The organism is Candidatus Liberimonas magnetica, from assembly GCA_020523885.1.
GTDB classification, from domain to species: domain Bacteria; phylum Elusimicrobiota; class Endomicrobiia; order Endomicrobiales; family JAFGIL01; genus Liberimonas; species Liberimonas magnetica.
In genome coordinates, this window is record JAJAPY010000007.1 from 61,489 (window position 1) to 81,651 (window position 20,163).

13 protein-coding genes are annotated in these 20,163 nt (G+C 42.1%); 11 read left to right on the plus strand and 2 right to left on the minus strand.

Annotated features, from left to right (window positions below; all coding sequences use genetic code 11):
* Positions 1 to 4 precede the first annotated feature (4 nt).
* Positions 5 to 1,513 (minus strand): glycosyltransferase family 39 protein, encoded by a 1,509-nt coding sequence (locus LHV68_07215; GenBank protein MCB4791662.1) that lies wholly within the window; start codon positions 1,511 to 1,513, stop codon positions 5 to 7.
* 12 nt (positions 1,514 to 1,525) lie between these two features.
* Entirely contained in the window at positions 1,526 to 3,196 is a 1,671-nt protein-coding gene (locus LHV68_07220) for a glycosyltransferase family 39 protein (GenBank protein ID MCB4791663.1), read from the minus strand.
* 207 nt (positions 3,197 to 3,403) lie between these two features.
* Between LHV68_07220 and LHV68_07225 the strand changes: the two genes are divergently transcribed.
* The 11 genes from LHV68_07225 to LHV68_07275 all read left to right on the plus strand — a co-directional run bounded on the left by LHV68_07225 (position 3,404) and on the right by LHV68_07275 (position 20,106).
* The gene (locus LHV68_07225; GenBank protein ID MCB4791664.1) at positions 3,404 to 3,880 is read left to right on the plus strand and encodes a flavodoxin domain-containing protein; all 477 of its coding nucleotides are present in this window, start codon (positions 3,404 to 3,406) and stop codon (positions 3,878 to 3,880) included.
* A gap of 39 nt (positions 3,881 to 3,919) precedes the next feature.
* Complete coding sequence (locus tag LHV68_07230; protein MCB4791665.1) at positions 3,920 to 4,660, plus strand: DUF3108 domain-containing protein; 741 nt, start codon at positions 3,920 to 3,922, stop codon at positions 4,658 to 4,660.
* A gap of 271 nt (positions 4,661 to 4,931) precedes the next feature.
* Positions 4,932 to 12,026 carry a hypothetical protein gene (locus LHV68_07235; protein ID MCB4791666.1) on the plus strand — a complete coding sequence of 2,365 codons (7,095 nt, stop codon included), beginning with the start codon at positions 4,932 to 4,934 and terminating at the stop codon, positions 12,024 to 12,026.
* 289 nt (positions 12,027 to 12,315) lie between these two features.
* A complete protein-coding gene (locus tag LHV68_07240; protein MCB4791667.1) occupies positions 12,316 to 12,882 on the plus strand; it encodes a flavodoxin domain-containing protein in 567 nt (188 codons plus the stop codon).
* A gap of 100 nt (positions 12,883 to 12,982) precedes the next feature.
* A complete protein-coding gene (locus LHV68_07245; protein MCB4791668.1) occupies positions 12,983 to 13,777 on the plus strand; it encodes a nucleotidyl transferase AbiEii/AbiGii toxin family protein in 795 nt (264 codons plus the stop codon).
* Positions 13,756 to 14,379: a hypothetical protein gene (locus tag LHV68_07250; GenBank protein ID MCB4791669.1), complete on the plus strand. Its 624-nt coding sequence runs from the start codon at positions 13,756 to 13,758 to the stop codon at positions 14,377 to 14,379. The genes LHV68_07245 and LHV68_07250 overlap by 22 nt, the downstream gene beginning before the upstream one ends.
* Before the next feature lie 133 nt (positions 14,380 to 14,512).
* Positions 14,513 to 15,676, plus strand: coding sequence for an AAA family ATPase (locus tag LHV68_07255; protein ID MCB4791670.1), 1,164 nt, complete (start codon positions 14,513 to 14,515; stop codon positions 15,674 to 15,676).
* A 293-nt stretch (positions 15,677 to 15,969) separates the two neighbouring features.
* The gene (locus LHV68_07260) at positions 15,970 to 17,181 is read left to right on the plus strand and encodes an ATP-binding protein (GenBank protein ID MCB4791671.1); all 1,212 of its coding nucleotides are present in this window, start codon (positions 15,970 to 15,972) and stop codon (positions 17,179 to 17,181) included.
* A gap of 369 nt (positions 17,182 to 17,550) precedes the next feature.
* Positions 17,551 to 18,405, plus strand: a complete 855-nt coding sequence (locus LHV68_07265) for a transposase (GenBank protein ID MCB4791672.1) — start codon at positions 17,551 to 17,553, stop codon at positions 18,403 to 18,405.
* 116 nt (positions 18,406 to 18,521) lie between these two features.
* A complete protein-coding gene (locus LHV68_07270; protein ID MCB4791673.1) occupies positions 18,522 to 19,112 on the plus strand; it encodes a hypothetical protein in 591 nt (196 codons plus the stop codon).
* On the plus strand, positions 19,081 to 20,106 hold the full coding sequence (locus LHV68_07275; GenBank protein MCB4791674.1) for a hypothetical protein: 1,026 nt from the start codon (positions 19,081 to 19,083) through the stop codon (positions 20,104 to 20,106). Before LHV68_07270 ends, LHV68_07275 begins: the two co-directional genes overlap by 32 nt.
* Positions 20,107 to 20,163: the final 57 nt, after the last annotated feature.

Sequence of the window (20,163 nt, forward strand, 5' to 3'; positions counted from 1 at the left end):
CTATTTAATAGCTATTTTTCAAGTAATGCGCTTTTTCTTGAGGTATCCCAAACCCGGTATTTTCTAAAATGGATATGCCGTTTTTGGCGTCTATATTGCCTGGATCAATATTTAGTGCTTTCTCATATTCTCTTATCGCTTCTTCCTGACGGCCCAGCAGGATAAGCATTTTAGCGGTAAGACAATGAATATGCGGGTCATCCGGCTTTAACTCTGCCGCTTTATAATAATATTGTAACGCCTTATCATATTTTGTCAGCTGTTCATAGGTAGCGCCCAGGTTATTATTGACCAGGAAGGAATGAGGTGAAGTCCTCGCTGCATTTTGCCAAAAATATTCACTGTCGGAAAAGAACCCTGTAAAATTTAAACTTATAACAGACAATAGTATTCCTGCTAATACAATAATTGATGCCGCGGTATTTCTGTATTTTAATATCATATTATCCCACAGGGGGCCGCGTATTTCTCCCATTATCAAAAACACCCCCGCAAGAGGAACATACGAGCGCTGTATAAAATATATCCCTTCTTTATTAATGATGAGCGTAGGAAGAAGAAAGAATATAGCCCATATTGTGCCAAACCATACTTTTCTCATCTGCCTGCCCTTGGAAAGATATAATAACAGCGACAAACCGCACACGACACATATCCCGGCAAAAGCATTGATATCTTCGGCAAAAGGAGCTACGGACAAATTAAAAGGAAAGAAAATATTCCCGAAATACCACAACAGTATTCTCGGGGTATGCCATGAATAAGGGAACAGATACTGATACGGGATATTATCGTAACGAATGGCAAATAAGTTTGCGGCAAAATAGGCGGCCGCTGTTATCCCCCAGCCTGTAAGAAGTGCTTTCCGATCTGCAGTTGAGGCCCTTTCTCTCATTAAAATAAGAAAAGCAACAGCAACGGGGAAAACGGCGACAGCCGTTTCTTTTATAAGCAAGGATACAGCTGTAAAAAGGATATGAAGATAAAAATCACGCGTCCGATGCCGTTCCAGGTAATCGATCAAGAAAATAAACGATGCAAGGACCCCTATACCCAATAATGAATCATTCCTGCCGGGGACCCACGCTACAGAAGGAAGTACAAGAGGGTGAACGGCAAAAAATACTGCAAACACAAAAGAACGGAGACCCCCTACGTTCAACTTCTTGAAGAAAATATAGATGAGCCAGGAAGCGATGATGTGAAACAAAATATTCGATATATGATAACCGAAAGAGTTCAACCCGCTTATATGAGCGTCTATCATTAACGACAGCATATAGAGCGGGCGGTAGAAATGGCTGAAGTCAGCATGAATCCCATGCAAAAACACAGCGTAGATACTCCCCGGGTCCTTTAGAAAACTTTGATTCTTCACGATCAGGGAGGATTCATCATAGTTAAGAAAATCAAACCCGGTTGTTTTGCTGTAGATTAAAAGTACTATCAGCGCTATCCAGATGAATGGATAGCACCCGAAAAGAAGAAAATAGCATTTATTATTTGGCTTCATAGCATAAACCTCTCATGTTCTTCTTTTATACAAGAGTATCGGATAAGAAGTGGGGTCTCTGTAATACTGTTTAGACAGTGAAAGGCAAGAAAATTTATTTATATCGAAGTAATTCAGGATTCCGGCATCTACAGCTTTTTTTGTTTCACCCGGTCCCCAAAAATACAGCGTACTTTTAGAAACGAATACTAAACTGTCCAAAAAATAGTCTTTTTTTAATATCTCAGGCAAACGTTCGTAAAAATATGACTCTGTCTGATATATGAAAAAGTTGGATTTAATAAAATAAAAAATAATTATGAATTTTGGCTGATTAACAAGGATGTCCCGTTCCAGTTCCTTGTGGTAATCCGTAACTTTATCAGGGTCGATAAAAACATACTGGTTTGTCAGCCTTGTACAGCTTCTTCTTTTTGCATAAAACAGTATCTGAGGTTCTGTCCCTAATATAAATAAGGTATCTTTTTCATTCGTGTTATTTTTAATGTAATCGGCGATTTGCAGTGATTCATAAAAAGGGTTATTCCCGTAGTTTAACCTTGACACTTCCTCCTTATTAGCATTGTAGTAATTCAGGTAGGGGGCCACGGACAGGATGATCACAATAACCGTAAAAGGAAAAATCAATAATCTATGGTTAAATCTTTTCAGCAAAGTTTCATATACTGCGAAAAGGCCAAAACCCGCTATTAATGATTGAGATAAATAGATTTGCTGGAAATAATGCCCGGAAAACGTAAAAAGAGGGAAGATCGCTGATGCCGCTCCCAAAAACCATGAAATTAAAAAACAAAAAATTATTACCCTTTTTTGTTTAAACAGAGAAATCAACCCCAATATACCGGCAAACCAGTAAAGCCAGTCGCTTTTAGCCATTACAGACAGCACTCCGCTTAAACGGCTAACGGCCTGCTCCATTGAAACGGTATTTAGAGGCCTGACGACAAAAAGATATTTGATCGTAAAATATAGATATTCATTAATTAAATGGTGGTACCAGAAATAAACTGCCGATAATATAAAGACAGCCAGATATCCCATAACGTAGTTCGATAAATATAAAACAATATTTTTAATGTTTTGATTGTTTTTAAAATTTAAAATCACAATAAAAGCTGAAAATATGCAAATTTCGGCTATTGAAGTTTGTTTGATTAAAAAAGCGGCCCCCATGAAAATACCGCTTAATAAATAATGTTTACATTTTCCGCTTTCAACCCCATAAAAAATCATGATGGCACCCAAGGCAATAGGCAGTGACATATATAATTCAGTTAGGGCAGCAATACCCATTCCGTAAACCGGTTTAAATGTCAGGAATATGAAGGATAAACAGGAAAAAAATGAAACGGCTTTATTGCTGAATATTTTTAGAGCCAGAATATAAATTAAGGCCACGGTTAACATCAACCACAGGCTCATCATCGTATGAATTGCGGCTGTTGTGTATCCAAATAATATAAAGGCCAATCTATAAATGAAATAAACCAAGGTTCCTTTTACATCTACAAAATCCCTGAAAGGCACGCCGCCGGCTGCCATTATAAAAGCGCCGTAAGCATAGTCACCTTCGTCCCTTTCCAGAGGAATGTTTGTATAAGGCAGTCTTATAACGAACACTAATAATATCAGAAATATAATAGGTATTAAATGTTGTTTTATTATTTTATAGTTTATATTCATGTTAGATTTTTATTCCATTCTAAATTCATAAGGACACTCATAACTTCCGTTATAAAGCTCATTGTATTTTTTATTATTATACTATATTCCCGGTTTTTAAGAAATAACCATGGCAGATTTTGCTGTAAATTTGCTATAATCAATAAAATTTACAGAAGTTGCTGCTGTTTGAAATTAATTTAGCAGCGGAAGAAAACAGGAGTTTCTATGAAAAATCTAGTGGTTTATTATTCTTACACCGGTAAAACTGAAATTGTCGCCAAGGCAATGGCGTCAGAACTAAATGCAGAATTACTTAAAATTGACGATGTAGAAAGGCCTTCAAAGTTAAAGGCATATTTTTCAGGAGCTTTTGCGGCCCTTAAAGGAAAAAGCTGGCCGATAAACCCATTAACTGCCGATATCTCGTCTTTTGACCGCATATTTGTAGGGTCCCCTGTATGGTGCTGGAAAGCGGCTCCAGAGATAAACTCTTTTTTTGACCAGGCAAACCTCCCGGGTAAATCAGTTGTCGTGTTCGTTACAATGGGAGGGAGCAGCCCTAAAGAAGCGATAAGAACACTGAGCGCTAAAGCTGGAGCAAAGGGCGCAAAAGTGGTATCTTCCTTCTCCATAAAAACCGGCTGCATGACTAACGAGCAGATAGCGGCAGAGGCAAAAGAAATAGCTGCAAAATATAGATAAAACCGGCAATAAAATATATATAATTGAAAGGAAGGCTAGATGAAAAAATCGTGCTTGAGTTTAATGTTATTGTTTGTTTTTGTTCCTCTTAAGGCAGAACGGCAGCAAAAAATTCCTTTTAATGTTGGTGAAAAGTTGAAATATGAAGTTGGCTGGGAGTTTGTAAAAGCAGGGTATGCTACTTTAGAGATACCCGGTTTTGATAATTTAAAAGGCAATAAATGTTACCATATTACCGCAAAAGTTGAGACAGCTTCCATGTTTAACAATGTTTTTAAGGTCAGTGACGTGTATGAATCCTGGATAGATTGTAATAAGCTATTTTCCTCAAAATTCCTTACAAATATAAGTGAAGGAAATTATCTAAGAACTGAAACGCTTGTGTTTGACCAGAAGAACCACATTTATAAAATCCTTGAGTCAAAAAAAACAGGGAAAGTCCCGGCATCTGTGCAGGATGTTATCTCTGCGTTATACAGCATAAGGAACAAGGATTTAGGCGTCGGGAAATCATATCAGCTTGATGCCCATATAGGAGACACTACCTGGCCTTTAGCCGTAAGGGTTTTGTATAAAGAAAAAATTACGGTCCCTGCTGGAGACTTTGACTGTTTTGTGGTTATGCCCAGGCTTCGCTCACAGAAGGCGGTGAGCCCGAATGTTCAGGGCACTCTTCTTGTATGGCTTACGGCAGATACAAACAAAATACCCGTAAAAGTCAGCTGTAAAATACCTCTGGGCTCTATAACGGCGGATTTAGTGGAGATGAAACAACAGTGATAAGTTGTAAGTGGTTGAGATCTGGACATCTAAAACACCTCTAGGTAAAAAATCTCTTCATTCTACAGTTTTCTTTCCTTACTTGAACCTTTGAAATAAGGGTTTACCGGACATATTTCACAAAGATTTTTTAAATAGTTTATACATTAATTATATATTTATTATAATATATATAATATTATCAAATCTGGTTTTTGTAAATATAGTTTCTGTCTGCGGTTTTAAAAATCAGGATTTTTTTTCTTTTCGTTGTTTCAGGGATCTTAAGAAAATGAAAAAAGCAATAACACTTATAACATTATTCTGTTTCATCCTGTCAGGTGTAGCGGACCAGGCTTTGTACGGGATAGTTACCGGGGTGCGCGATGAGAAGAAAGTAAACGAAGCCCTTGGCAAGATAGACGGTTTTATACTGCCGAAGAAGTACGGGCGTATAACCGGCGGTAACTACAGCGGCGGCGGTGCCCTGGTAGTCTGGATACAGGACCTGCACTGCCATCCTGAAGTACAGAGGAATATAAACGAAATAATACGGTTTTTCGACACAAAGTACAATATGACGAAGCTGTTGATAGAAGGAGCGCCCCAGGGCAGGGCAGGCACAGAGCTTTTGGGCACTATACCGGACGAAAAACTGAAGCAGAAGACCATAGATACTCTACTGAGCAACGGGTTGTTAGGCGGTGCAGAGTACTACAGCGTAAAAGAAAAAAAGGATACATTGTACGGCCTTGAGGACTGGAGCGTATATACCGAAAATCTGCACAGGATACAGGGCCTTTTGCGTCATAAAGAAGAAAACCGGAAGGTAGCGGACGAATTTAACCTGTGCCTTAAAGCAATAAGCGGCAGGTATGGAACAAAGAGGCTCAAGAAGCTTAATAAGTCCCTGGCCAAGATCAGTGAGAACGCAAACAGCCCCGATAAACTGTATGCGGTGTTTGAAAACCTGGAAGCTTTAACAGGCGAAAGCTTGTTGCAGTATCCTAACCTACAGCGGTACGGGAAAGTGCTTGAGGCAGGACGGCGTCTGCGCTATAAAAAGATAGCAAAAGAGCAGGCACAATATTTAGGTGAACTGCGGCAGGTGCTGTCTTTCGGCGTGTACCGGCAGCTGATGGACATGCTGAATGATACGTCCCGGGGTGCGGACACATATTATTTTGGACTGGGGGAGATAAGCAGACAATATACACCGAAGATGAGCACCCGCTATCCGCACCTCAGTGCTTTTATCGAGTATATAAAGCAGAGATCTGCGATAAATCCGATCGAGGTCGTACGCGAGCAGAATGTTTTTATAAAAAAGGCCGGTGACCGCTGTGTGAACACGCTGGGTGACCGGGAACTGTTGTTCCTTGAACGTATGGGTGAGCTGCTTGGCAAGATGGCCGGGCTTGAGTTGAGTGCAGAAGAGTTGAGCGTATTTGAAAAAGACATTGGCCGGTTTACCGCACTCCTGCCGAAATATTTCAGCCCGCGGGAACGCTTGGGGATAGAGGCTCTGGCAAAGAAAGACGAGTTGAGCAGGTACTACGAGGTAAACAGGCATAGGAATAAGATATTCGTCCAGCATATATTAGAGGGTTTCAGCGGCGGTGCAAGTATACAGGCGGGAGTTCCAGGCATGGCAGGGAGTTATCAGGAAACTGCCGCGCGGCTTAAGAGTTTTAAAGAAGTAGAGGTTGTCGTGGTAGGAGGGTTCCATGAAGGGATGGCCGCGGCATTGAAGGAAAAGGGGATATCCTATCTGGTAGTTACGCCGAACGTGACCTCTTCGTATAACAGGGAAGTCTATGAGAACGTTTTGGCCAACAGCCCCGCACCTGCGAGCCTGCCGGGTGCAGCATTTGCGCCGCCTGCTATGGCGGGGCTGATAGAAAAAAATGATCTGGAGAGGTTTTATTCTACAGTTGCCTTAGGGGCAGCAGAGATAGAATTGGAGTTGCCGGATAAAAGCAGCCGGGAACGCATAGCAATAATGGGTGAGTGGCTTAAAAAGATACAGGGCGAACTTGCCAAAAAAGGGATTAACCTATCTTTGCCTCAGGTCAGCATAGAAAGATCAGATACAGGGTTGACGGTCCAAATACAGCATGAAGGCAAGGTCCTTTCGTATCATGCATCTAAAAAAGAAGATACTGTTGTCGTTGACCGGATTGTCGAAGTAAAAACTGCCGCAGGTACAGCTACGGGGCCAGAAGAAAAAACCGGCCCGAAGCTTTCCTCGATTCTTGACCCGTTGGCTCAGCAATGGTTCAAAGACCGGCCTGTTGCTTATAAAAGGTTCACAGCAGCAGCATCAGTTGCAGAAGAAGGAATATTCCGTTTATCCCTGGGCCTGGCTATACAGCACGGGCTCATCCACGGCCCCTTCGGCATAGGGATTGCGGTGGCGCTAAGCATAATTATATTTTCTGCCGCACATGTCATTGTTTCCTGGCTTGCCTCAAAGGATAAGCCGTACACGTTCAGCGATGCTAAAAGGGATTTTTTAAACCATGCCTTTTCTTCCTTTGTTTTATCTGTAGTACCATACCTGGGCGTCTATTTCCTTTTACCTAGCATATTAATAACCACATTTTTTATTGCTCCTTCTACGGTATTTTTTATAGCTCCTTTTGCGGCATTTGTTTTAACTTCCCTTATTCATGCGGTATATGATCTAACTCTTACGCATCTGAATTCAGAAAACAAATCTGAGGAGAAGGTAAAACAGCATCAAAATTACCGCCGTTTCATCGAAGTGGTGCTGATCGCAGCTGTGGTAAGCGAAACTATTATTGCTTTAAGCCTGTTCGGCGTCCCCCCACAAGTTATAGCATGGTATAAGTTCATTCAGGGCACATATTTCATAGCTTTTGCCGGGATGAAGATCCCGCTTATAAATATCGCTTTGGGCCAGGTTATTACGTTAGCTGTAGAGCCTTTAGTGATGTCCAAATTCCAGGATAAAACCCAGTCCTTAGACAAAGCAGAAAATAGCAAGACTAAAATCCCGTTGTCCCAGCTGATAATAACCCTTTGTGTTAATCTTCTTTGGACCACTTCTACTTTGGCTGTTACCCAGTCCGCGCTCATCATATTTCCTCATTCTGTTTTAGCCAGCTATTATTATATGTCTTTCCTGGGTGTAGGCTTGCTTTTTGCAGTGATGTTTTTAAGGGTAGGTCTTGAGAAAGGCGGAACTTTTATGCGCTATTTCTTTACCGATACGTCGATAATAGCCAGTTCTTTCGGGCTGGCCGCGGTATTTTTCTCATCAATTCCAAGGTCTGTAAATTACTTTTTTTCACATCTTCCGTCTTTGCGGGAATCAGCAATAGCGATAGTCCTGTCTGCGCTTACAGCAGTATATAATGTACTTTTGACTATGGCACCGTTTTTATACCTCCCGGCGGCCGCAAAGGAGAAAAACCTTAACAATTACAGAAATGTACTGTTAGTCGGGGAACTGAATTACGTGAAAATGCCGTTCACCGACCTGGTGCTGCTGTTGGTCCTGAGCGCTGCCCAGGGAGACGTAAAGGTTATCTTTCAGCAGTTAATAGGAATAGCTTATTATATACTTTACGCATATTATTCTTATCTTACACGGACAAGCGGGACCCCGCCTCTTTCCAATTTCCTTTATTCTCTGCTTGTCAAAAGGTATAAAGCCAATGAAGAAGATTTGAACCTTGATAAATTGGCCGATGCCAGGGACAAGGGTGTCCTTGAAGAGGTAAAGGAAATACGGCAAGGCACTTCTCTAAAGGCAGACCTTGGCGGCACATGGGATATGGGGTTTGTACTGCCCGCGCAATTAGTCCAGGCAGCACCTGCGTTTAAAGATAGAGCCTTAAACAATATGCCGGTCTTAAAAACAATAGTGCCTTATCTGGCACGGGTGTTACGTATGCATAGGGAACTGGAAGGGGCCGGGTCCGAGGGTACTAAGACCTGGCTTCATACTCAGGTCCCGGGAACAGCTTACGCCGCGCTTATTGAACATAAAATCATACCTGACCCGTTCAAAGGTATGCATGAAAAAGATGTTCAGTGGGTGGGAGAAACAGATTTTACGTTCGTAAAACGTTTTACCGTATCGCCGTCTTTGAGGAAAAAAGACAAAGTCAGCCTGACCTTCCACGGACTTGACACCTGCGCTACTATATGGATAAACGGCATGAGGCTTCCTAAACCAGGTTCTGCGCCGGATTCTTTGGAAACGTACAGCGCCGACAACATGTTCACAGACTGGACTTATGATGTTAAAGACTACCTCGATGACGGGGAGAACGTCATAGTTGTGGAATTTGATGCTCCTATGCGTGCCGCTCGGGAACGCGAGCAGAGATGGGGAACTCTTGGAGCGGTGTTTTCACGCCTGAGGATCTATCTGCGCAAAGAGCAGGCTTCGTTCGGCTGGGACTGGGGCCCGTCTATGCCTGATTCCGGTGTATGGCGTTCGGTTGAACTGGCAGGGTATGATACCGCCGAGGTGTCTGACAGCTCTGCCGAAGTCACTTTTGAAGGTGATGATCTGGCCCATCCGTTAGTAACCGCACAGGTCGAGCTTAATAAGTATGCTCAAGAGCCTTTCGATGTGAAAGTTGTGCTGAAGGGCCCGGACGGGACTGAAGTTGAAACTAAAACCATAAAGTATGAAGATATAGTGTTTGATAAAGCGGGCAAAGCGCAACTGTCTCCTTTGTTCGCTGTCGAAAACCCTCAGTTGTGGTGGCCTAACGGTTATGGGGAACACCCGTTGTACCAGATAGACGTAAATATCTTTACCCGCAAAAAAAGCACGGGAGAACGTGTTTTAAGTTCTTCCAAGGCCCAGAAGTTCGGAATACGAAAGATCGAGCTTATGGAGGAAGAGCCAGGCCCGGACGGCAAAATGCAGAAATGTTTCAGGATAAAAGTTAACGGCATACCTATATTTGCGAAAGGTACGGCCTGGATACCTTCCGACTCGGTCAACACTCATATGAATGAAGAGCGGTACAGTGATTTGCTTACCAAGGCGGCAGATTCCCATTATAATATGATGAGGGTCTGGGGCGGCGGGTATTATGAAGACGAGGCGTTCTATCGTGTATGCGACGAAAAAGGCCTTTTAGTTTGGCAGGATTTCATGTTCGCGTGCGCGGACTATCCGGAGAGCAAGGAGTTCACAAATTCGGTAAAGCGTGAAGTAGAACTCATTGTAAAGAAGCTGAGGAGCCATCCATGTATAGCTCTTTGGTGCGGGAACAACGAGAACCAGTGGCAGCAGCAGCAGGGATTGTTCAGCAGTTCCACCCATCTATTCGGTATTGATATATACGAAAAAATGATCCCCGAAATACTGGGCAGGCTCGACCCGGGACGAAAGCTTTTGTACCGCAAGAGCAGCCCCTGGGGCGGTAAAAACCCCAACAGCTTTAAGGAAGGAGACGCCCATATATGGGGTATATGGGATTATTCGTTTTATCTCGGGGTAGATACACTTTTCGGATCTGAAGCAGGCTGGCAGGCACCGCCGGACCCAAGGACTATTTCCTCATATTACAAGGTCCCTTTAGGCAAAGAGCGCAATCCGTTCGATGAGATGGCGAAGTTCCACAATAAGAAAGAGCCCCTCGGTCCTGAAACGATATGGCATTTCATGCTGAAACATTTTCCAAAACCCGGTACGTATAACGACTATGTCTTATACTCTCAGCTCAACCAGGGGCTTGCACTTGATACCTTGGCAAAACATCTGAGGCGCATCAATTCGGGCGGTTGCCTTGTATGGCAGTTCAACGACATCTGGCCGTGCGATTCCTGGTCGGTCGTAGATTATTTCCACCGTGCAAAGCCGGCATACTATATGCTCAAACGGGCTTTTGCTCCGGTACTTATCAGTATTGGCCGCGAGAAAAGTACGGAAGGCAGTGTTGTCATAAATAATGACAGGCCAGTACCCGTGAAGGGAAAAGCTGTTATTACCTTAAGCGATTTTGAAGGGAATATAATAAAAAGAGAGGAAAGGGATATCACCGTAAAAATGGGTTCGTCTGAAACAGTAGAAATCCCGTCTGCTATGCTCAATCCTTCTGACAGGCAGTCCCAGTTCCTGTCGGTAGAGTTTTACGATGATAAAAATGAACTCTTAAGCCAGGATATCCAGTTCTTCAGAGAGTTTAAAGATATAGATCTTCCCGCTAGTGACGCTGCAATAAATAAAGAGGATATCCAGCCCGTTGACACACGGCCTGAGACTGAACGCCGACTGCCCGCGGAAACCTTTGACACTTTTAGGGTGCCGGTGAGCGCAGAGCGGTTTGCTCCCTGGGCATACCTTGATATTGAAGGCGACATTGAAATAGAGTGCGACGACAACTACTTCTGTATCCTTCCGGGCCAGATGCGGACTATAACGGTTAAGACAAAACAAAAGATGACCCCGGAAGAGTTCGCTAAAAGACTCGTGCTGCGGATTACACCGGATAAAAATGCAAAAAAAGATGAACCGTCTTTAAAGCGTGCGCCGGCGATCATCCGGGACAGAGAAGTGGTCCGCATCCGCACAGGTGAAATAACCGAGAAAAAAGCCGGAGAGCTCCACTCCATGGCGTGGCAGGGAGCACGGGTCGTAGATATCGGGATGATGGATGAAGAAACTAAAGAGCGCCTTTCGGATAATGGTGTGCCGAAGCTGGGTACTACCATTGTACCTATAGTTTTTGAAAATGGCTATATGATGTATGCATTGGTTGATGTGTACGGAGAAGAGATAGAACATTATAAAAGCGGAGGCCGGGTCGTACAACTTTACATGGAGCTATCCGAAGCTCAGGAAAAAGAGGTCCTGGACCGCGGTTTAAATATAGAAGAACTGAGAAAGCAGGTATCAGAACACGGGGCGTTCAAGGTAATAGCTGAACTGAAAGAAGGAACCGTCCTTGAACCCCGAAACAACAAAGAGATAAGAAAGCTGCTCGGCAGAAAGGAGTTCAAACCCTGCGCTGTTGAACTCGACACCAGAAAAGGCCGTACTGCAGGCGGGTCTACTTATGAATCGTTAGCCCGGGAAGCGCAGGAACGCGACACTTTCTTAGAAGGTGCAGGCTGGCTGGTGGATATTGTAGATAGAGACGTAGGCCCTGACGGCTGGGGCGGGGAACAGGATGCAGCTGAGTACCTCTCGGGTATTGCAGGAGACTCAGAAAAGAACATGAGCCTCCGCGGTAAAGGGCTGCTGCGGCAGTTATTAAATAAACTGCAACCGCCCGTTGCTGCGGGCCAGCCGGGCGACATATTCCCTGTCTTAGACAGTTCGGATATAAAAGAGACTATAGTTGACGAGGATTCTCTGCACCGCGCAACAATGGCAACGCTCTCTGCTTCATAAAAAAATGTAAATGTACCGTCATTCTTCGCGTGATAAAGGTTTTCTCTCCGAATGAAAAAATATAGTACAGTCTCTTGTTTAATTCTCATTCCAAACAGCAAGAAATAGGTCATACACCCTAACGGAAACTTTCCGCCGGTTCCAAGATCAAAATATTTTTGTTATAATATGCTCATTAATAAAAAACATAAGGAACGGCCGGTTTTTTTAAGGTTCTGCATAGTAGGGAAGATTTAACAAAACAAAAATCAGTAATTATTAGAATATGCACCCGGATAAGGAGGATCAAATGAAAAAAGTTATCAGCTTTATGTTTTTGTCCTGTATTGCAGCAACGTTTTGCATGAATTTGTCGGCTAAAGAAAAAAAAGAAGTTCCTTTGAAAGACCTTATCGTTTATTATTCTTACACCGGTAAAACTGAAATTGTCGCCAAGGCAATGGCGTCAGAACTAAATGCGGAATTACTTAAAATTGACGATGTAGAAAGGCCTTCAAAGTTAAAGGCGTATTTTTCAGGTGCTTTTGCATCGCGTAAAGGGAAAGCCTGGCCTATAAAGCCTTTCAATACCGACCTTTCAGCTTTTAACCGCATATTTATCGGAGCTCCGATCTGGTGGAGTAAAGCAGCTCCTGAGATAAATTCTTTTATTGAACAAGCAGACCTGAGCGGGAAATCCGTTGTTGTGTTCGTTACCATGGGAAGCAGTGACCCGGAAGATGCGATAAAAGCGTTATCTGAAAAAATCAGGGCTAAAGGCGGGAACGTGCTGTCTTCCTTTTCCATGAAAACCGGCAGAATAAAAGATGACCGGCTTTTGCAGTTGTCAAAAAAGATAGCTTCTACGTATAAATAGGTGACCCAAGATTCTCAAGATTCACAAGATTTCAAGATTTCAAGATTTCCAAATTGGATAATGTATTGAAATTTAGTTATAAATAAACTATAATTCATATATGAACACCAATACTTATTCATTATTACAGGTAAGGGAAGTTTTTCATATAGAGTTTTTACGGCTTTTCGGTAAGAAAATAAAGGCTTCGAGTTATACGCTAAAAGGAGGCGTCAACCTGCGTCTTTTTTTTAAAAGCGTGCGTTATTCAGAAGATATGGACCTGGATGTAAGCGGTATCCAGGCGCACGCGTTGAAAGACGCCGTTATGAACGTTCTTCAGACTAGTTCGTTTGTGCATTCCCTCACGACCTTCGGGATAGAAAACATTATCCCACCTGATATTGCTAAAGCAAAACAGACGCAAACGACACAGAGGTTTAAAATTCATCTTATTACCTCTCGCGGCGAAGATCTTTTTACCAAAATAGAGTTTTCCCGCAGGGGCACATCTGGCAACGCCGTAGTACAGCCGGCGGACTCTGAGGTTTTAAGAGCATATAAGCTTTCTCCCTTAATAGTGCCCCATTACGACACGAATTCTGCTATACTGCAAAAAATAGGCGCTCTTGCTAACAGGACGGTCATTCAGGCAAGAGACATATTCGATCTGCATGTTTTAAGTTCACAGTTTGTTCCGGGTTCTATTAAGAGTGGAGAAGTAGACAAACAGGCCGCTAAAAAGGCATATGATAATTTGTTTACAATTTCTTTTGGACAGTTTAAGGATACGGTGGCCGGTTATTTGTCGTATGAGGACCAGGGCGTATATAGCAACCCTTCGGTGTGGGACGAGATAAAGCTTAAAACAGCAAAATTCATAGAGGAAGACATATGCAAAATTTCTCTGTCCTGAAGTACATAAAGGATCTTAAGCGGCCGGTTTTTACCACATCAGAAATATCTAAACTTTCCGGCAAATCCCTGTCTTCTGTAACCCAGGCATTGAACTACCTCGTGCGCCAAAGGGCGATAACCAAGATATACAGGGGCATATGGTCTGAGATAACTGAAAAGCCTGTGAGCACGTATCTTGTCATCCCATTTTTGTTTCATACTCAAAGGGCTTATGTTTCATTTACCACGGCACTTCATCTTTATGGTATGATAGAGCAAATACCTCAGGTTATAACCCTTGCATCCACAACTCATTCTAAAATAATACGTACCGGTATAGGGACGTTTTCTGTACATCAATTGGCGCCGTATTTCTTTGATGGTTTTGAATGGTATAAAGGAACCGGCGGTTTTCTGATTGCAACTCCGGAAAAGGCTTTGGTTGACTGCCTTTATATAGCTACCAGGAAAAAAAATCAGTTTCAGTATTTTCCTGAACTTAATTTCCCGAAGTCATTCAATTTTAAAATTGCGGAAAAATGGGCTGATAAAATTCAAGATGGCAAAATCAAAAGCCTTGTATTAGAGCGGTTAAAGCAGTTAAAGAAACAAAACGGCTAATTCATGGATTTGTTGAAGTGGCATTTTTGAATCCGGAGTTGTTTTTTAAGCTGGCCAATATTAAAAGCCTTGACAAATTGATAAAAATGCAGTATACTCCTAAATAGTTAAACTAATAAGGAATATAGTCTATATGCAAAACATTCATCGTATTCTAAATATAAAACTTCCCAAAGGGCAATCAGCGTTTTTATGGGGGGCAAGAAAAACCGGAAAAACAACGTATTTAAGAAGCGCTTTTCCTAAGAGTATTGTCTATGATTTTCTTAAAACAGATTTAATGATAGAGTTTTCTAAACATCCTCACAGGCTGCGCGAAGAACTGTTTGCTAAAAGCGCTGAAGAACTAAAAAGCCCGGTTATTCTTGATGAAGTGCAAAAAGTGCCGAATATCCTTGATGAGGTGCATTGGCTAATTGAAAATAAGAAAGTTTCATTTATACTCTGCGGCTCAAGCGCAAGAAAGCTTAAACGCAATCATGCAAATATGCTTGGCGGCAGGGCTTGGCGTTACGAACTGTTCCCTTTGGTAAGTAAGGAGATTAAAGATATTAATCTCCTGCGTTCGCTTAACCATGGGTTAATACCCTCGCATTATCTTCAACAGGAAGAAGAAGCAAGCAAATCGTTAAAAGCGTATGTTCAAGATTACTTAAAGCAGGAAGTTTTCGATGAAGGGTTGACCCGCAATATCCCCGCCTTTTCAAGGTTTTTTGACGCTATGGCTTTTTCGCATGGAGAGCTGACAAATTATTTAAACATTGCGCGTGATTGCGCCATAGATGCAAAAACAGTAAAAGAGTATTATCAGATTTTGGTGGATACTCTTTTAGGAAGAATAATTGAGCCTTTTTCGAAAAGACAAAGCAGGCAGGTAATTACCAAAGCTTCTAAATTTTATCTTTTTGATGTTGGCGCAGCAGGGTCTTTAATAAACCGGAAGCTTGTTGATGAAAGAGGTGAAGCATTTGGCAGGGCCTTTGAGCATTTAATATTTATGGAGTTAAATGCGTATAGTTCGTATTCTGACAAAAATTACAAGATAAATTTTTGGAGGACAAAATCCGGATTGGAAGTTGATTTTATACTCGCGGAAGGCGAAGTGGCTATCGAAGTAAAAGGCGCTAAAACAATTAATAGTTCAGATTTAAGGCCATTAAATGCTTTTATTGAAGAGGTGAAGCCCAAAAAGGCAATTTTAGTATGCAATGAAGGCAGAAAGAGAGTTGTTGGGCCTGTTTCTATAATGCCATGGCGGAACTTTTTAGAGAAATTGTGGACAGGAAAGATACTATAGACAAAAGATAAGGCAGATCCAGGAAAAAGCCAAAGAAATCGTCGCGCAGTATAAATAAAAGCGAATAATACCGGGGGTTAGGGGTAAGAACGCCGGTCTCGAAATCATAAAAGACAAAAAACTAACTTCTGACGAAAAGTAATCCTACCGACGCTAAAACCGATAAAATCAATTTGTCCCAATTTGTAGCATTTGCCCCTATTTTGTCTATGAGATGGACACCAAATGGACACCTAAAAGCAAGTGTTTATTTCTTTTCGCTGATGAAAACGTTTTAGTAAATAATATACAAAATGGTAATATATGTTGACAATCTGTATAAAAATATGTATTATAATCCCATGATAAAACGAACGGCAGAACATACATTACGCTTGCTGACGAAAGAATTCCCTGTTGCAGTAGTCACTGGGCCGCGACAATCAGGAAAGTCAACGTTGGTACAGTCCACGTTCCCGGGCAAGCCATATATAACTTTTGATGATATAGATATTTTGGAATCTGCCCGTACTGATCCCCGCGGTTTCCTTGAAGGGTTCCCAAAGGGTGCGATTGTTGATGAAGCCCAGAAGTTACCGGAATTATTTTCATACTTGAAGGCCCGAGTTGACCGTTCCCACAAGCCTGGCGAGTTTATTCTTACCGGTTCCCAACAGTTTGGGCTGATGTCCCATGTCTCAGAATCCCTGGCAGGGCGTGCAGGTTTTATTCAGTTGCTTCCATTTTCTATTAAGGAATTGGTTACGGCAAAAAAACTACCGTCTTTAGATAACCTTCTTTTCCAAGGGATGTACCCTCCTCAATACGATCGTGCAATAACTGCAAGGCACTGGCATGCAGCGTATGTTACCACCTATCTTGAACGGGATGTTCGCTCCATGCTCCATATACGCGAGCTAAGCATATTCCAGCGGTTTCTGCGGATGTGTGCGGCAAGGGCTGGCCAACTGCTCAATATTTCAGCCCTCGCTAACGATTGTGGTATTTCCACACCCACAGCACGGAACTGGATATCGGTACTTGAAGCCAGCTACATCGTTTTCCTGCTTCAGCCGCATTTTGTCAATTTTGGTAAACGTCTTGTAAAATCGTCAAAGCTTTATTTTTATGATCCTGGCCTCGTGGCTTGGCTTCTTAATATTCAGGATACGGCGCATCTTTCCATCCATCCCAGCAGAGGTGCCCTTTTTGAGAATTTAGTGATATCTGAACTCCTCAAACAGCGGTTCAATCGCGGCATGGCATCAAATCTCTACTTCTGGCGTGATAACCTGGGTGACGAAATTGATGTCTTGATAGACCATGGTGCTACACTGATTCCTGTTGAAATAAAGTCCGGGAAGACCCTAACCGATGATTATTTTAAGACCCTGAATAAATGGAAAAAGGTAACCGGCAAAGATATTGATTCATATCTTATTTACGCGGGCCATACACCCCACAAACGAAACAATATCACTGTCCTGCCGTGGAATTCCATGCCCGATCTCGCTGTTACTCCATAATGTGTTTTCTCTATTCTTATAAATTCTCGATTAAAATATTCTCATTTCTTGTCTTTCCCTGCGGTTAACCTGGTCTTTTTCTGCCTTTTCCTGCATATTTGCTGTTTTTATATATGAAAATGCTCGAATTTGCAGGTCTGAATTGAAAACCACTGTGAAGGACATAGCCCACACATTTTAGTCTATTTTCTGTTTGAAAATAGACATTTAAAGGTGTATAATACATTAAATATTGGATAATTAATATGACTTAAACTAGGGAGAAAATCCGAATCCGTGTCAGGCTTGCCTAACTTGCCTAAACAATGATAGAATAATCACATGCCGCGTAAACCCAGACTTCACTTTCCCGGAGCATTATATCATGCCATGGCAAGAGGCAATAACAGGCAGAATATATTTTTAGATGAGAGCGATTACATCCTATTTCTTAAGCTCCTGTCTGAAATAAAGATTAAATATCCATTTTACCTCTATTCATATTGTCTTATGCCGAGCCATTTTCACTTGCTTATCGAAGCTAAAGAAACCCCACTTTCAGTAATTATGCAGCGCCTCCTTACCGGGTACACCGTAAACATTAACCGTAAATACAAAAAGTTCGGACACTTATTCCAGGGGCGATATAAAGCTATCTTGTGTCAAAAAGACAATTATTTACTGGAACTAGTGCGATACATTCATTTAAATCCCGTTAGGGCGCATTTGGCCGCAAAGCCGATGCAGTGGCTGTGGTCCGGACATAATGAGTACTTAAAGCCATCAGGAAATTCTCTGCTTGATGAGCAGTTTGTTCTTGAATACTTCAGTAAAGATAAGCTTAATGCAAGAAAGTTGTATTCGGAATTTGTTCGGGAGGGGATGGGCATGGGGCATCTGGCAGAAATGTATCCTCCGGAGAAAATGCCTTATGTGGGAAATGAAGAATTTGTTACGGAAAATGTTTGCAGGCATACTGAGATCATAGAGAAAAGAACCCCTGGAGCAACTTTTGCGGTTATTTCTTTGTCTGCAATTCTTGAGGATACCGGAAAGAAGCTAGGTGTAAAAGATGGCGTAATACAAGGCCCTTCTAGAAATAAGAAAGCAGCAGCGGCCCGCAGGGAGTTTGTACTTCAAGCTTATCGTTCCGGACACAAGATGGCGGATATAGCGAGATTTTTACAAAGGACCCAGGGGCACATATCGAGATTAATAGACAGAGAGATTGCGGCTGATCAATAAGGCAAGTTAGGCAAGCCTGACACGTTTAGTTTACGTTTAGTTAGAATAAGCCTTGACAGAATAAAATTAAGTAATTATAATGTATAGCACTTATAACAAGTGGCATAAGGACTATTATGATTAATAAAGAGATATTACAAAAATCATTGAAACTGCTTGGTGAAATACTTGAAAGTGAACAGACTGATCCAATGAATCTTGTGGTTTGTGGCGGGTCTGCATTGTTATTTTGTGAATACGTTTATAGGACTACAAAAGATGTCGATGTTGTAGGGCTTGGCTATGGAGAACAGAAAATCGGCGCATCTAAGCCGTTGCCTGAGATATTGAGGAAAGCTTCTTTTCGTGTTGCTCGTGATTTAGGGCTTGATGAAAACTGGCTGAATTGCGGCCCCAGTGACTTGATGCAAGAAGGGTTGCCTCAGGGATATTTAGAGCGGGCAAAAACCGAAAAATTCGGCAGCAAGCTTATAATTCATTTTTTGGGCAGATACGATCAAATTCATCTCAAGGTTTATGCTTGCGTCGATTCCGGGCCCGGAAGGCATTTGGATGATTTACGCGTTTTAAAACCGACAGATGATGAAATGGAATCTGCGGCGAGATGGGCAATGAAACAAGACCCGAGTAGTGATTTCAGAACGATTTTATTTGATATGATGAGGAAGATAGGTTATGGAACAGCCGCTGATAGGTTTCAGGAATAGATTCCGCGAGCATTTGTCTTCTTTTCTGTGGAGGCAATGGCACGCGCTTGGAGTCGCCGGTTACGAAGGCGCTCTTGATGCATGGTATATAGATCCTGAGGCACTGCTCCTTTTTTCACTTACTATCTCAAGAAGCGAGGCGCGGCTTTTTGATGAGGTTATAGACTGGCTTGTTACAAACGGCAATTTTGTTAATATACAGAGATTAAAAACCATTCTCGCGAAAGAAAATTTTTCCTCAGGGAAAGTGCTCATCCCCGTAGCGGAGATAATGTCTAAGGAAGGTAAATATTTAAAATGGAAGGGGCTTGTAAAATCCAGAGATATGAACAAGCCTGTACACGAGAACCTCTTCTTCCCGGCCGATGGTTCGCCCGTTCAAATGTTCGGTTCTCCTGATAAAGTATTTTATAAACATGGATTTAACCGTGGAGAATTGAATTTGCGCCGGCATTCCGGGCAGGTTCGCAACATTCACAATACCGGGGTGTTATTCAAACTTAGGGCGCTATTTGGTATTAATGTGCGCTGTGAAATTATCTTATATCTTTTAACTCATGAGAGCGCCCACCCGAGTAAAATAGCCCGTGAGACGTATTATGCCCAGAAGACCGTCCAGGACACGCTCATTGACATGGTTAAATCCGGATTATTGTTTGTGAAGCCGTATGGCAAGGAAAAGCATTACTGGTTAAAGACAGACAAATGGTTTGAGTTTCTAGATATTGAAAAAACTAGTTTAAAATGGACAAACTGGCCGTCTTTGTTAATTGCACTGGAAAAAATATGGCTAAAGATAAATGGCGATAACTTAATTAATATGGATCCTTTGATGCAGTCATCGGAACTGCGTCAACTGATGGGTGAAATAAGGCCGAAAATTGAAGCAGCCGGATTCGGGCAGTTATTGTCAGATGAAAAGCAGTATATAGGCGAAAGTTATCTGGATGTGTTTCTGAAGGACATAGAGAAAATATTGGTTACCTGGCTGTAAATGTTGAGACTTGACAAATGACTACAATATGTATATAATTGACTACATAAAGTAGTC